The organism is Cellvibrio sp. (genome assembly GCF_039207905.1).
Lineage (GTDB): Bacteria > Pseudomonadota > Gammaproteobacteria > Pseudomonadales > Cellvibrionaceae > Cellvibrio.
Genome location: NZ_JBCECX010000005.1, coordinates 173437 through 189161 on the forward strand (window position 1 = coordinate 173437; position 15725 = coordinate 189161).

10 protein-coding genes are annotated in these 15725 nt (G+C 48.0%); 6 read left to right on the plus strand and 4 right to left on the minus strand.

Annotated elements, in window-relative coordinates; translation table 11 throughout:
• Positions 1-6: 6 nt before the first annotated feature.
• Complete coding sequence (locus tag AAGC78_RS04605) at positions 7-1530, minus strand: Y-family DNA polymerase (RefSeq protein WP_435782861.1); 1524 nt, start codon at positions 1528-1530, stop codon at positions 7-9.
• A gap of 6 nt (positions 1531-1536) precedes the next feature.
• Positions 1537-2298, minus strand: a complete 762-nt coding sequence (gene imuA / locus AAGC78_RS04610; protein ID WP_435782862.1) for a translesion DNA synthesis-associated protein ImuA — start codon at positions 2296-2298, stop codon at positions 1537-1539.
• Between the two features lie 181 nt (positions 2299-2479).
• Between imuA and AAGC78_RS04615 the strand changes: the two genes are divergently transcribed.
• Complete coding sequence (locus AAGC78_RS04615) at positions 2480-4162, plus strand: VRR-NUC domain-containing protein (RefSeq protein WP_435782863.1); 1683 nt, start codon at positions 2480-2482, stop codon at positions 4160-4162.
• On the plus strand, positions 4146-6431 hold the full coding sequence (locus tag AAGC78_RS04620) for an ATP-dependent DNA helicase (RefSeq protein ID WP_435782864.1): 2286 nt from the start codon (positions 4146-4148) through the stop codon (positions 6429-6431). The genes AAGC78_RS04615 and AAGC78_RS04620 overlap by 17 nt, the downstream gene beginning before the upstream one ends.
• A 7-nt stretch (positions 6432-6438) precedes the next feature.
• On the opposite strand, the gene AAGC78_RS04625 is transcribed toward AAGC78_RS04620, so the two are convergent.
• Entirely contained in the window at positions 6439-8433 is a 1995-nt protein-coding gene (locus AAGC78_RS04625; protein WP_435782865.1) for an AsmA family protein, read from the minus strand.
• Between the two features lie 206 nt (positions 8434-8639).
• Between AAGC78_RS04625 and AAGC78_RS04630 the strand changes: the two genes are divergently transcribed.
• Positions 8640-9632: an LLM class flavin-dependent oxidoreductase gene (locus AAGC78_RS04630; RefSeq protein WP_435782866.1), complete on the plus strand. Its 993-nt coding sequence runs from the start codon at positions 8640-8642 to the stop codon at positions 9630-9632.
• Positions 9633-9734: 102 nt separating this feature from the next.
• Here AAGC78_RS04630 and AAGC78_RS04635 read toward each other — a convergent pair whose 3' ends face one another.
• Positions 9735-10022, minus strand: a complete 288-nt coding sequence (locus AAGC78_RS04635) for a hypothetical protein (RefSeq protein ID WP_435782867.1) — start codon at positions 10020-10022, stop codon at positions 9735-9737.
• A 136-nt stretch (positions 10023-10158) separates the two neighbouring features.
• On the opposite strand from AAGC78_RS04635, the gene AAGC78_RS04640 reads away from it, so the two are divergent.
• The 3 genes from AAGC78_RS04640 to AAGC78_RS04650 all read left to right on the plus strand — a co-directional run bounded on the left by AAGC78_RS04640 (position 10159) and on the right by AAGC78_RS04650 (position 15721).
• Complete coding sequence (locus AAGC78_RS04640) at positions 10159-11283, plus strand: CDP-alcohol phosphatidyltransferase family protein (protein WP_435782868.1); 1125 nt, start codon at positions 10159-10161, stop codon at positions 11281-11283.
• Positions 11280-12287 carry a lysylphosphatidylglycerol synthase transmembrane domain-containing protein gene (locus AAGC78_RS04645; protein ID WP_435782869.1) on the plus strand — a complete coding sequence of 336 codons (1008 nt, stop codon included), beginning with the start codon at positions 11280-11282 and terminating at the stop codon, positions 12285-12287. The genes AAGC78_RS04640 and AAGC78_RS04645 overlap by 4 nt, the downstream gene beginning before the upstream one ends.
• A 170-nt stretch (positions 12288-12457) precedes the next feature.
• A complete protein-coding gene (locus AAGC78_RS04650; protein WP_435782870.1) occupies positions 12458-15721 on the plus strand; it encodes an efflux RND transporter permease subunit in 3264 nt (1087 codons plus the stop codon).
• Positions 15722-15725 lie beyond the last annotated feature (4 nt).

A 15725-nucleotide genomic window follows, 5' to 3' on the forward strand; every position in this document is an offset into this window, starting at 1 on the left:
GGAAAATCACCCGTAAATTCCCTGCACATACCACTGTTTTTTGTGCAAATCGCGAAACACCCAAAGGCGCACATAATCATTGCGCTGTGCTAAAAAATAATCGCGCGCGCTTGGCGCCTTCCACCAATTACCCTGCAAGCGTTCAGGACCTGCGAGCAAGGTTAAATATCCACGCCAATACAACCCGCGCTGGCGCACTTCAATTTCAATCGGCGATTTAAATAACCAACTCGGTCGCAGTGCTGCTAAATGGCGATCCGGCAATTGTTGGTTGGATGACTGGTTAAGTGCAATGCGTTGATTACTGTCTTCCGGAATATAACTATCGCGGTAGCTGAGTTTGTAAATGCAGGTATCACCCATGCGAGCTTTTAACTTTGCAGCGGTCGTCGTAAATGCCTGGCCATTGTGCTTGCGCCTAGAATCAAACGCTAACAATTGCGATTGAGTCTGGATGGGCTGCGCATTGCGACAACTCAATGCAAGCGTATCCACTTCAAAAGGAAGATCGCGGTTTTCCAGTTGAATCAGAGTGAGGTCAAAAAATAATTGCCAGTGGCTTTGCGCTGTATCGGCGTAAACCGACATAACCTCTTTACTGTGATAAATATCGGCCAGCGTCCATTCAATCTGATGGGTTTCCCATTGACGCTTGCGTAAAAAATCTGCCAATTGTTGTAACAGATTTTCAACCGGTGCTTGAAGTTGATCAACTTGATTGATGGGATATTCAAATTGGATTTCCTCGCTAAAAAACTCTTGAGGCTTATACATAACTACTGGTTTTTCAAATAGCGACGACTGCTGGAAATCCTGGTCGATGCCAAAAATATCGCACAGTGTTTGTGCGAACTCATGCCCGAACCGTTTTTTGATGCTGCTGATCGATTGCGCCGCAATTTGCCGTGCAATATCGCCAAAGGTTACAAAACCGGTTTTTTCCAGCGCATCAACTTGAGCGGGATAATCATGCAATAACTGAATCGGCAATTGCTGCAATCGCTCTACAAAAACAGGTTTGCTTTCAGCACCGTGAATATCGTAATGAACAAAGGATAACAACCAGGCCGCTTGCGCCGAGTGCGCCAAGCCTATCGCCAGAGTGACATTTTTTGCGGCAAAAAATTGCACGATTTTTTCAACAAACGCGCGCGCACCACCAAACAACATTAAACAGCTGGAAATTTCCAACAATAAACCCGACTGGGGAACCTGCTTGCTCGTATAGGTTTCGATATAAGGTGTAAACGCGTACAACTGCGCCGAAAGTTCGGCCAATAAACTCTGTTCAAATGAAAGCTGGCGTTCCTGATGAACACATCCACTCAACAGCTGCGCGGTGGATGCATCCATGCCCCGCATCACCCCTTTGGCAACAGCAATAGTGTTTGCCCAGACCACATACCTCTGCTCAATAATTACTAACGGAGCATCATGGTAGAGGTCAATCGCCAGCGCGTTGGCCGGTAAATCCGGCAAGCGCAATGCAAGCCAAAGGCGACCAGAATAAGAGGCAGTGCGCTGGGACATAATGTATTACTTGCGGCCACGCCGCCCTCCGCGCTGAGGGCGGAGATGGACCACGTTGGATTTGGGCTTGCCGGTTTGATCCAACAAATGATGCGGCGCAAAACCTTGCCAGTTATGCGGTAGTGGCAATAACACCGGCTGCGCCAGCGCACCCAATTCGCCTTTTTGTTTGAAGATCCGCACCTGCAAATCCTGCGCTTGCAGGCTAATGGTCAGGCGCAAACTGGCCGGTGAACTTTGCTCGGCAACTGCCGCAGGGCGAAATAACACATACAAACCTTGCCCTCCTGTCGCTGCCAATTGGCATTTGCGCAGCTCCGTGTAATTCAAGGATTGCGCCGGTTGCCAGGCCAACACCACCTCGCAGGCATTGGCGCGGGTCAGCTCAATAAAACTGAACAGAAAATCGGCCTTGTTGCTGCTCTCTACTACCAGCACCCGCTCCAGATCTATCCCTGCCTTGATCAACGCTTGTGCGAAAGGCACGCAGGGAGGGTTGAGCAATACGATCAACCCCTGCGTATCCGTTAGCGCCGGGGACAACAAAAGCCATTCCGATTGCACAAAACCCTGCTGGCAGACCTCGACCAAATTACTGGATGGCCAGCCGCCGCCCAGTAATTGCGCGTTCAACCCGCTATAACCCGTATCCCGCGTGGGCGATGGCGCGAGCCTGTGCGAGCCGCCGCGCCAGATATCGCGACGGCAAAGCAATTGCTCCAAATCCGGGACGCTTGCCTGCGGATTATCGGGGGGATTGGGGTTCATGGTAGGGCTATCCAGGACTCGATAACTGTATTCATATACAGTATAGTGGCAATCCCCTGATCAGCGTCAAGCAGAAGCATTAGACGATTTTGCGCTAATCGAATCGCTCAACCGGGGTTGTATTATTTAACGTTCAGCAATATGTCTGTGAATATGACCCAGCGCCCGGATTTACGCAGCAATGAGCCAATCGCCAACAAACGCACCTGATCTCGCAGCAGATTATTACCTGACCAATTTCCAGTTTCTGGTGGATTGGGTATTACAGCGCTATGCGGATTTACTCAGCACTGACGAACTTCATTTTCTTGCCTGCTTCCAACAATTACCGCGTGCCAGCCAATGTTTGTTAGTGCGCTTATCCAGCCGTAAGGGCCCATTATTTCGCCGCGATAAATTGCACTATGCCGAGATAGATTCCATCGAACAGGCGGCGGCAGAATTAATTGCAGTCGGTTTGCTCAGCGATAATGCCTTGCTCAGTATTGATGAATTGGCCAATGCACTCACCAAAGCAGAATTGTTGAACCTATTTAGTGAACAATTGCGGGGGATAAAACAGGCGCGCAAAGAAGAATTAATTACACAGCTCGCCGAACAGTTTCCAGAATCGAAAACCTGGCAAGACTGGACGAACCATCAATTTGGCGAAGCATATTTGCTGGATAATCAAGCCATTATCAGCAACTTATTATTGTTATTTTTTGGCAATGCCTATCAAGACCTCACTGAGTTTGTATTGCAGGATTTGGGCTTGTATCGCTACGAAAATTACACCATCGATCACCAGCACCGCATTTTTAAAGATCGCGCCGAGTTGGAACAATATCAACAACTAATCCAGCTCCGCGATGAGCTGCAACTCGCTGCGGAAGTAGAACATTTAACTAGTCTTGCCAATCATATTCCCGCACAGCTAAACCATGCTGGCTTGCAACGCCGCCGGGCGCGTTTGTGCAATCAATTAGCCTATGAATTGGAACGCGCAAACGAGCACGAACTCGCACTGCAACTTTATTGCCAGAGCCATTTGCCGCCTGCGCGTGAACGCCGAATCCGCTTGCTGGAAAAACAGGGCGATATTACCGGTGCATGGCAGCTACTTGGTGAAGTGTTGAATTCACCTTGTGATGAACATGAATTGCAAGTTGCCCAGCGGATGGCACCGCGGCTTGCTAAAAAAGTGGGCGAAACTATTGCCAAACGAACACCGTCTCCGGTTATCGAGCAACAATTAATCCTGCCGCAGTTAGTGGATGAAAATAACAATATCCTGCGCGTTGAAGAAGTCGTGCGACAATTCGCCCACACCGACGAATCACCCTGCTTTTATGTCGAAAATTTATTACTGACCGGTTTATTTGGTTTGTGGTTATGGCCGGAAATGTTTCGCGGCATTGATGGCGCTTTTGCCAATCCGTTTCAAGCGGCGCCGCTGGATTTGTATCAGGAAAACTTTGTTAGCAATCGTCCCGGCATCCAGCAGCTGTGGCAATTGTTGGATGACAATCAACACCATGATCATATCCGTGAACTCTGGCGCGATAAAAACGGCGTGACCAATCATTTTGTGAGCTGGCAATTTTTAGAGCAGAACCTGCTTGAGCTCGCGCTCCACAATATTCCAGCAGCACATTTAAAAGCCATTTTTAAACGCTTGTTATTTGATATTAAAAGTAACCGCAGCGGCCTGCCTGATCTAATCCAGTTTTATCCTGCTGGCACTGACTCTACTACCTACAACTATCGCATGATTGAAGTCAAAGGTCCGGGCGACCGGATTCAAGACAACCAGCAGCGCTGGCTGGATTATTTTGCTGCAAACGCAATTCCCGCCGAGGTTTGGTATGTTAACTGGCAATAAGCCACGAGCGGTTGCGATAAAAACATTGGTCGAGTTTGCAGCCAAAAGTGGCAGTCTCGACCGCCGATTTACGCCCTCACCCACTGGTCAGGAAGGTATCGAAGGCCATCAGCGGGTAACGAGCAATCGCTCATCCAATTATCAAACTGAAGTGAGCTTGAGCATCACATACGGCGATATTACCTTTCGCGGCCGCGCTGATGGTTATGCCCCCACTGATCATTGCATCGAAGAAATTAAAACCTTTTACGGCGATGTATCGCGCATACCGGAAAACCATCAGATACTGCATTGGGCACAGGCCAAATGCTATGGCTGGATGTATTGCGAAACCCACGGCTGTGATGAAATTAATCTCGCGCTGATTTATTTTAATTTAACCGATGAAAAAGAGTATCGGTTGGAAGAAACCTGGAGCGCAGCAGAGCTAAAGGAATATTGTGAAAGCCTCGCCGAAAAATATTGCCAGTGGCAGGCGCAGATTAACCAGCGCTTGGAACAGCTCAACAACTGGATTGAACAACTGCAATTTCCCTATGGCAGTATGCACAGCTCACAACGGGTGATGGCAGAAGCCGTTTACAAAGCTGCTGCGACAGGGCGAGTGGTATTAGCAGAAGCGCCCACTGGTACTGGCAAAACACTGGCGGGATTATTTCCCGCCATTAAATCCATGACCCGCACACCGGTTGATAAAATTTTTTATCTCACAGCCAAAACCACCGGCAAACAATTGGCACTGGAAAATATTCATCTGATCGCCAGTGATAAAACCGGAGCAGCCACACCACTGCGTACATTGGAATTAACCGCGCAAGAAAAAGCGTGCCTCGAACCTGACAAAAAATGCATGGGCGATTCCTGCCCTTATGCATTTGATTTTTACACCAAACTGGGAGCCGCACGCCAAGCGGCTTATGCAACAACGGTACTGGATAAACAAGCGCTCACGGCACTCGCTTATGAATTTGAAATCTGCCCGTTTTATCTCAGTATGGAAATGAGCCGCTGGGTCGATATAGTGGTTGCCGATGTGAATTATTATTTTGATGGAACGCCATTGTTACTGGCGCTCACCAACGAGTTCGATTGGAAACCCTATTTGCTGGTAGATGAAAGCCATAACCTGATTGATCGCGCACGCGGTATGTATTCCGCCGAGTTAAACCGGGGCGACCTGATCAGCGCAAAAAAGCATTCGCCCGCACCGATTAAAAAAGCATTGAATAAAATCAATAAACTCTGGCTTTCACTGTTAAAGCTGCTACCGGAAAGCCCAGATCAGTTTCTTTTACTGCCGGTATTACCGGAAAAGCTGGGCATGGCGTTAACCGAGTTCACCAATAGCTATATTGAGTTTTTGCAAAAAAATCCCGACCATTCAGTGCAAGAAACTATCGCGCAAGAATTTTTCTTCGCGGCACTCAACTACCAAAAAGTTGTAGATGTGTTTGATGAAGATTTTTGTATCGATATGCAAGCCATGGGTACCAAAGAGGAAGTACTGACCCTGCGCAATTTGATACCGGCAACGCCACTGGCCGCGCGCCTGAGTTTTGCTCACTGCACCTGTTATTTTTCGGCCACATTGCACCCGGCACATTATTATCAATCACTCTTGGGTTTACCGGATGATACGGTGCACATCAATGTGCCCTCGCCCTTCAAACCCGAACAATTGCACGTCCAGATCGCAACCGCTTTATCCACCCGCTACAAAGATCGCAGCGCTGCCATAGAACCTATTTGCAATTTGATTGAAGATCAAATCCACGCACAGCCAGGCAATGCACTGGTGTTTTTTTCCAGCTATGAGTTTTTACAAAAAGTGGAATCTGTGCTTCGGCCGCGCCTGACTAACAGCGATATTCAATTGCTGGTGCAATCGCGCCGTATGAGCGAAGAGGATCGGCAGGAATTTATCGAGCAATTTAGCCAGCACAATAATTTAGTGGGTTTGGCGGTATTGGGTGGCGCCTTCAGCGAGGGAGTAGATTTATCGGGCGATGCATTAAAAGGCGTTTTTATTGCCACCTTGGGTTTGCCGCAAGTGAATCCGGTAAATGAACATTTGCGTGCAGTGATGCAAGGTAAATTTGCACAGGGATATGATTTTACCTACACCTATCCGGGAATCCAGAAAGTGATCCAAGCCGCTGGACGCGTAATTCGCACCACATCCGACGAGGGCTATTTGTGGTTATTGGATCAGCGTTTCCAACAACCACAAATAAAATCCTTACTGCCAGACTGGTGGCAGCTCGAATAAACACACGCTATTTCCCACCTGCTGCCGTTATCAGTGCACGACAATCCGCATGCTTTGCATCACCGCTTTCAATAAATGCCAGAATAGCGGCAAAGGGCGTTAAAAAAGTACCTAATGCAATTCCCGCTGCGCCACGCGCTCCCGCTCTTTTGGTATCTAACCCAATACTGGGCGATTTCAAATCACCCGATAAAGTAATCGGAATTCGCGCCGAGAGTATGCTGTTATCTTTGGGCTTGGCATCAAGCCGCGCATTGATTTTTTCGCGTTTCAAATCCACACCGACTCTGCCAACTAACAGCGAATCGTTAGTATCCAACACCACTGTTTTGGAATTCAGCATTCCGTCTTTCACATCGAAATCAATGACACCACAGCGAATAGTGGTAGATTTATCTTTACCTAAAAATAATGGCAATGCTTGCCCGATATCAATATCCGATGCTTCTATCAATAGCTGACTAATTTGTCCGCCCGCCATAATAATCGCCATATCGCCATTGCTCGTACCAAGTACATCAGAAAGCGATGCGCCCGTGCCTTTCAAATTAATCTTGCCACCGAACAAACCTTTGGTGGTGCTTTCAAAACGGGTATTGGCGAAAAATTGGGTAAGGCTGAGCTTGTGCATGGTCAGATTAACATTCATCGGCGGTACATCCGGGCGCGCATCAACTTCGACAGTTCCCTCGACAGTGCCATCGGCCAGCACCACTTTAAAAGGATTTAATTTCAGCAAGCCATCTTTCAAATCAAAACGCACTTCCATGCCTTTGAACGGCAAGTTAGGTGCATTGATTTCTTTTGCAACCAACGTCACATCCAAATCTGTCGCACGCAAACGCTCCACTTTTAACGGCACATCAGGAATTAATTTAGGGCTGGCTTTTTTCTTGGCGGATTCTGCTTTTTGCTCAGGCGTCGCGTTTTCAACATCGGGAGACAAGCCGATAAATCCACCAAGATCCGCACTGTTTAATACGTTAGAAAATAAATTCGCCTTAAGGAAACCGCGCTCACCGCCAACGTCGTACGACAAGCTTCCCGATAAATCGCTACCGCCGACTTTACCGCTAAATTTCTGGTAACCCCATACATCGCCATCTTTTGTCAGTTGGCCTTCCAGGGTATAAGGCGGTGTGGGAGGTAAAGGGATTGCGGTCAAATAAAAGATATCAGCAAGGTTATCGCCAACAATTTTTAAACTGGCGTTGGCACCGCTGAATTTAAGCGGATCTTTGAACGTACCTTTCACATCCACGGTGGTAGTTCCCATGCCGAGATGGAATTGCAACGGAAAATCTGCCGTTGAATCACGCAGGGTTTCGAGCGAACCGCCGGAGGCATTCAGCGAGAATTTTTTACCTTGCAAGGTACCATTACCTTTTACCTTGAAACCATTTTCCCGATTTTTTCCTTCCTGCTTTTCTCCGCCACTGCCACTAACGGAATTGAGTGTTAAATTCACATTCAATTGCCTGATCGCATCGCGAAAAATAAATTGGCCATCTTTTAATTCAAGTCGCTCAATCAAAGGGATCTCATGTCGGCTATCGGGTTTGACTGTTTCCTCGGCTGCATTTGCGGAAGAAAACATGGGGAAATTCCAGTTGTTATCGTCCAACGATTTTCGCTCAAGCACCACAACAGGTTTATTAATGGTGATAACACCAAACTCCAGCTGTCCGATTAACAGTTTCAGCGGTTTGAAATTCAGATCAAGCGACTCGATCGTCACCATATTGGGTTCTTTGTAGCCGGGGGCATTACTCAAGCGAATTTTTTCTGCGTGGATATCGGTGAATCCCCAGTGCCAATCTATCTTGAGCGGCCCTTCAATGCGCAATTCACGACCTAATGATTTACTGCCCTTATCCTCCACTAACATGCGCACCAAAGTTTCAGAAAAAATAATCACTGCGGCTACAGCAATCACTAACAACAGCACCAGAGCACCAATGGTGGACGCTATCTTGTGTTGGCGGACAGTTTCAAAAGTCATGGGAATATCCATCGCAATTAGTTCATCCTTGAGCCTAAACGACATATCAATCGTCTTCTGTTCCCTGCCACACGCAGCAAGGTGCCTCGTTTCACCCTTACGTTTCCTTACCCCGTTTATGCCTTGAACCCTTCCCCCCAGCCCCCATTAACCTGATTATTGGCGCCAGCGCCTCCCTCGCTTACTGCTTTTTACCGGGTACCGACATGCTGAACAATATCCCTTTCTCCCTGCTTGAACTCGCCTCCATCCGCGAACATTCCACCATCAACGAGACACTGCAAAACTCGTTGTGCTACGCGCAAGCCGCAGAAACACTGGGCTTTAACCGCTTCTGGCTGGCGGAACACCACAATATGGAAGGGATTGCCAGCTCGGCAACCGCGGTATTGATTGGCTATATCGCAGGGGGAACCAAGACCTTGCGCGTGGGTTCCGGCGGGATCATGCTGCCCAACCATCCGCCCTTGGTAATTGCCGAACAATTCGGCACGCTCGCCTGTTTGTATCCAGACCGGATCGATCTTGGCCTTGGCCGCGCGCCTGGTACTGATCCCATCACCAGCCGGGCACTCCGCCGTGATCTCGCTGCTGCAGAGGAATTCCCAACCGAAGTTAATTTGCTCCAGCAGCTGCTAGCACCGCTCGAACAAGGCCAACGCTTGAGAGCCATTCCGGGCGCGGGAACACAAGTGCCTATCTGGCTGCTTGGCTCCAGCCTATTCAGCGCACAGCTAGCCGCAAAACGTGGCCTGCCCTACGCCTTCGCCGGACACTTCGCCCCGCGTTTAATGCGCGAGGCACTACGCATTTACAAAACCCAGTTCGTTCCCTCGGAAACACTCGATAAGCCCTACGCGATGCTTGGTATGCCCATAGTTGTTGCGGATTCAGAATCCGAAGCAAAACACCTGGCAACAACCAGCCACCAACGCATTCTCGCGTTACTCCGCGGCAATCCGCTGTGGTTAAAACCACCGATTGATTCAATGGACGGCCTGTGGAATATCGAAGAAGAATTGCATGTACGCGAATTTCTATCGCTCGCCGCTGTGGGCAATCCTGCACAAGTAAAAGCGAAATTGGAAAACCTCGCCGAAGAACTCGGCATCGACGAGTTTATGTTTACGATTGATGTTTATGATCCGCAAAAACGCTTACGTGCGTTAGAGTTGTTGGCGGGGATGAAGACGAATTAAGCAGTGAAAAAGCTGCCCTACTACAGAGGGCAGCCTTTGAAAACTACCTATTTAAAATGTAATCAGATGATTTTAACGTTTGATGCCTTGACTATTACCTTCCTACTGAACATTGTATAACTTGTATCTGGCATATAGAGCGTAAGCGACCAAAACAATTACAGCCATCACCGGAGTGGAAAAGAGCATCAACGCCGCCGCACTTATTGCTCCACCATCCAATTCAACATCTGTTATAAATGCCAAAGACACAACCAAGACAACAGAAGAAAAGTATATTTTGAAAATCGGGAATTTATAAAAAATATAAACTAAGCAAAGTAGTCCCAGCGCTGGAAGAGTCATCAACATAAGCATGAACAACAAAAAACCAATAATTAGCCACTCCATACGTTATAGATTCCACATTTAGTATTTATCGGATCAACTCTTTTAATTGCAACTATAAAGAAATTATTTACTACTGCCAAACCAGCCGGTTCAAGTATAGGATAGGCACCTCTGATTTTTAACGATGACCATCCGTATGTCCTCACTTGTAAAACGCGAAGCATTATTGGCCGGCCTGATGGGTATCGGCGCTTTGCTTGTTGGCTTTTTTAGCCTGACCTATATCGCCACTCCAGTAGATGCGTCGCAATGGTTGCTGATCGCAAGTGGTTTGTGGTGTTTTGTGTGGTGGGAGTTGTGGCGACGAGTTGAGTTGAATCGCGTAGATGCAGATGCGGCGCCGTATCAACATCTTGGTCTGGCAAATAGTTTGACCTTGTTGCGCGGTGGGTTGATTGCATTGACCGGTGGATTTTTATTACAGCCACAAGCGTTGGGAATTATTGGTTGGGTGCCCGGCGTGCTCTATACCATTGCCGCGATTCTGGATCGCCTGGATGGATTTGTAGCGCGCCGCAGCAAGCGTACCAGCATATTAGGCAGTGAGCTGGATACAGCTTATGACGCGCTGGGGTTATTAGTTGCTCCGCTGCTCGCTGTAGGTTACGGCAAAATTCATTGGAGTTTTTTGCTGGTGAGCGCCGCCTATTATATTTTTGTGTGGGGCCTGTATTGGCGACGCACGCACGACTTACCAGTGTACCCCTTAATGCCAAGTATGTTGCGCCGCACGCTGGCCGGATTTCAGATGGGGCTCGTCGCTTTAGTTTTATTACCCTGCTTCCATGCCCCCTTCACTGTTATTGTTGCAGTTGCATTTACGCTGCCGATCCTGTTGGGTTTTCTGGTGGATTGGTTAGTGGTGAGCGGCAGAATTCGCGCCGATCTGGAAAGCAGCCAAGAATTTTTTAACGGCCTCGCCTTGTTCAGTCGCAACATTTTTCAGCCGTACCTGCGCGTGATCTTATGCATAACTTTGGTGTTATTTGTATTCACTTTCGATGCGTTGCCCTCGATCCTTTTATTAGGCAGCCTGTTATTGCTTGGTGGAATTGTTTTATTAGGATTAGCTGGCCGTGTGGGGGCGGTAGCAATATTGGTGCTGCTGGGATTACTACACAACGCGCAACCAATTGATGTGATCACGACAATTATTATTTTTAGCAGTGCCTGGTTAACACTTCTGGGCACGGGTCGCTTTAGCCTCTGGCAGTGGGACGATGAGTGGGTAAACCGTCGCGATGGCGAGGAAACCCTATGAGTAATCACACAAAAATTAAAATTATTACTGCTTTGCTTTGGGCACTAGCTTGCGGATTAGTTGCCTGGACGTTGACCCAATTACCTCTGCATGAAATTGCAAACAGCATCAGCTCACTCACTACAACACAATGGATTCTTTGGTCTGCGTTAAACCTGTTGATCATCGTCGTGCTCACCTGGCGCTGGCAAGTAATTGCACAAGCGCTGAACGCACAAGTGAATTTGTGGAAGCTGGTACTCATCAAGCAAGCCGGACAAACAGTCAGCTTTATTACACCCGGCCCACAATTTGGCGGCGAACCGCTGCAAATTTATTGGTTGTGGAAACGCTGCGGATTGCCATTGCACAAAGCATTGTTATCACTGGGGATAGATCGTTTCTACGAACTCTGGATCAATTTCTCGGTGCTCTTACTCGGTGTATTTTTATTAGTTTTTTCTCCGGCATTGGATTCAAGTGCATGGCAAAAAATGGGCGGTGTACTGCTCATTTTATTGGTGGTGCTATCGCTGTTGGGCTGGTTGATACTCCGTCAACCACAATGGCTATCAGCTCGCTTTGAACGCCTTGCACGACGCTGGCAGGAACATCCGCGCTTGAGTCGTATCGAAAGCCATTGGAATGCATTGGGCAGCGATTTGCGCGATGCGATCCGCACACAAAAGCCACGCTTATTACTGGCAGTATTGCTCTCAGTTGCGGGTTGGATTGGTTTAATTGGCGAGCTGGCTTTAATTCTGGCATTTATGGATGTGCAGCTGGATCTGTCCGGTTTTATCCTGATTATCGTTGCTATGCGCCTCGCCTTACTGCTGCCCGTGCCCGGTGGTATAGGCACGCTTGAAGCATCGGTGATATGGTCATTCCAAACCCTTAATCTACCCGCTAGCGCCGCAATGGGTTTAATTGCGTTAATGCGTTTGCGCGACGCCGTTGTGTTGGTTGCAGGTCTTGCGTGCTTGCGCGGGCTACAACACAAATCCAAACCAGTACAGGCGTAAACCAGCAATTTTAAAAATTGCGCCAACCGCTTTTATTCTTCGATTAATCACCAGTACCAATGTTGGTTAGTCAACTTTTCTTGACAAAAGTGATGAATTTTAAACAGCAAAAACCAACTAACTTTTCTGTTTCTCTTCTGTACACCGCACCCCTCCAGTGAAATAACTAAATGGCGCACTTATTGCTCTCGCCATTGTTTTTACTTCTATCAAAAAATCAAATCATGTGGATCGTCAACATCGCCTTACGCCGCCCGCACACATTCCTTGTGGCGGCGCTGCTCATCCTGTTAGCCATGCCTTATATATTAAGCAAAATGGCGACGGATATTTTTCCCACTATCCAAATTCCGGTTGTCGCGGAGCTATGGGAATACAAAGGGCTGACCGCTAAGGAAATGTCTGAGCGGATTACCAATCAGGCTGAACGCGAACTGGGGCAAGCGGTCGATAATATTGAACATACAGAATCTTTTTCTGTAGCGGGCTTGGGGATTGTGAAAGTATTTTTTCAACCCGGCACCGATATTAATACCGCACTCGCACAAACCACAATGAGCGCTAACGGTGCCGCGCGCGGAATGCCACAGGGCATTCAGGCTGGACGGGTACGCGCATGGTCTGCATCCGAATTGCCAGTAGTTCAGCTGAGTATTTCAAGCGATACACTTTCTGATATTGAAATCGGCGATGCAGCAGGCACAGTTTTGCGCCCGATTGTCTCCAGCAAAAAAGGTCTATCACTCACCTTCCCTTACGGCTCACGCTCGCGCCAGGTTGCAGTAGATCTGGATGCAGCGGCATTGCTCGCCAATAACATCACGCCCGCTGAAGTGGTAACCGCCATGGGCGCGCAGAATTTAATTTTGCCGACCGGTGTAATGAAAGTGGGCGATAGTGAATTTGATATCAAACTCAACGGCGCAATCGCCACTATTGATGAAATTGGTTCCATCCCGATTCGCACTGAAAAAGGTCGCACATTATTATTAAGCGATGTAGCAAACGTACACGATGGATTTACGCCGGGAACTACTATCGCCCGCCAAAACGGTTCGCGCAGTGTGTTGAACTCGGTACTCGCGTTTGGTGGTGTCTCCACCATTGAGGCGGTTGAGCATATTAGAAATGCGATTCCCGAAATGCTCGCCAAAATGCCGGAAGGCATTGATATTAAATTGATGTTTGATCAATCCATTTTTGTACAAGCAGCAATAAGTAATGTGGTGCATGAAGGGTTAATTGCTGCCGCACTTACCGCCACTTTGATCCTGCTTTTTCTAGGCAACTGGCGCAGCACTATGATTATCGCCGTTTCCATTCCCCTCTCCATTATGGTCTCGCTGATTTGCCTGTATTTAATTGGACAGACGATCAACCTGATGACCCTCGGAGGTCTCGCACTGGCAGTGGGAATTCTGGTAGATGATGCAACGGTAGAGATTGAAAATATCGAGCGGCAAATGGCGCTGGGTAAAAATCCGTTGCAAGCGATTTTAGATGGCGCACAGGAAATTGCGGTGCCTGCATTTGTATCCACCATGTGTATTTGTATTGTATTTGTGCCGATGTTTTTTCTGGACGGTATTGCGCGCTATTTGTTTGTACCACTTGCGCAGGCAGTAGTATTTGCGATGATCGCCTCCTACATTATCTCGCGTACCCTGATTCCAACTCTGGTGATGTTTATGATGAGAAATCATCACCAACGTCAACAACAGCCTACGCAAAATCGGTTTGCCAACGGGTTCGCGCGCGTACATCACGGTTTCAATAATGGTTTTGAACGATTCCGCGCTCACTTTGTAATAGTACTCACCAGTTTATTGCATAAGCGCAAGCAATTTGCGGCAGCTTTTTTTGGTTTTTGTGTGCTCTCCCTTGGGCTTTATCCCACGCTTGGACAAGATTTATTCCCGGTCGTTGATAGCGGTCAATTGCGTTTGCACATTCGCGCTCCTTCTGGAACACGTCTAGAACAAATGCCGAAATTAGTCGACCAGATTCACGCTGAAATTCGCGCGGGAATTCCGGCAGAACAAATGGGCGATATCCTCGACATCATTGGCGGGCCTTACAGTACGATCAATACCCTCAATGGAAATTCGGGTACAGCGGAATCATCTGACTCGGAAATTATGTTTAGCTTTAAACCCGGCAAGCTCGATAGCGCCGATATAATGAAAGATTTGCGTGTGCGCTTGCCCAAACAATTTCCGCATGTTGAATTCTTTTTCCAACCGGCAGACCAAATTAGCCAGACATTAAACTTTGGTATTCCGGCACCGATTGATGTGCAGTTTATCGGAGGAAAACCGTCCGACATAATGCCACTCGCCGCTGCGCTCAATAATGAATTGCGCAAAATTCCCGGCATTGTGGATGCTCATGTTTATCAGCGCTGGAGCAAACCAACTCTCTCACTGGAAATTAACCGCACGCAACTTCAGCATCTCGGTTTGAATGCGCGCAACGTTGCGGAAAATATGATGATCGCACTGAGCGGCAGTATGCAAACAACACCGACCTACTGGCTCAATGAAGCCAACGGTAACACTTACAACATTGGTGCGCGCAGCCTTGAATCCGATATGGACAGCATCGATGAGCTAATGCATATACCAATTGGTAAAGGCAGCGATGGCAAACAACAATTGCTGGGCAACGTCGTCACCTATGAACGCACGGTGCAAACCTCGGCAGTAAATCGTTACAACAGCACCAACATGATCAACATCCACGCCAATATCCAGGGGCGCGATTTGGGATCAGTCAGCCGTGAAATAGATAAATTAATTGAAAAAGCGCGCGCTGATTTGCCACGCGGTGTCGAATTAAAAGTACGCGGCCAAATCGAAACACTTAACACAGCATTTATCGGTTTATTTGCAGGAATCATCGTAGCAATTGGGTTGGTTTATTTATTAGTGGTAGTGAATTTCCAATCCTGGCTTGATCCATTAATTATTATCAGTGCCCTGCCTGCTGCATTAGCCGGTATTGCGTGGATGCTGTTTTTAACCGGCACCACACTCAGCGTTCCTGCGCTCACCGGAGTAATCATGACCATGGGCGTTGCGACAGCAAACAGTATTTTGTTGGTGTCATTTGCGCGCACACGATTGCAAGAAGGTGTTGCCCCACTCGCTGCCGCACTTGAAGCGGCATCCACTCGTTTGCGCCCGGTATTAATGACGGCGTTCGCGATGATTATGGGGATGCTGCCAATGGCATTAGGTTTAGGCCAAGGCGGTGAACAAAACGCTCCACTGGGTAAAGCGGTTATCGGCGGATTACTGTTCGCCACTGTATCGACTTTGTTATTTGTACCTGTGATGTTTGCCGGATTGCATCGTCGCCTGACGCAATATCCGTTTAACCAACGCAGTTTTGATTCACCTTCATCCACTATCCCGAACCCTAGCGCTTTTTGAGTCC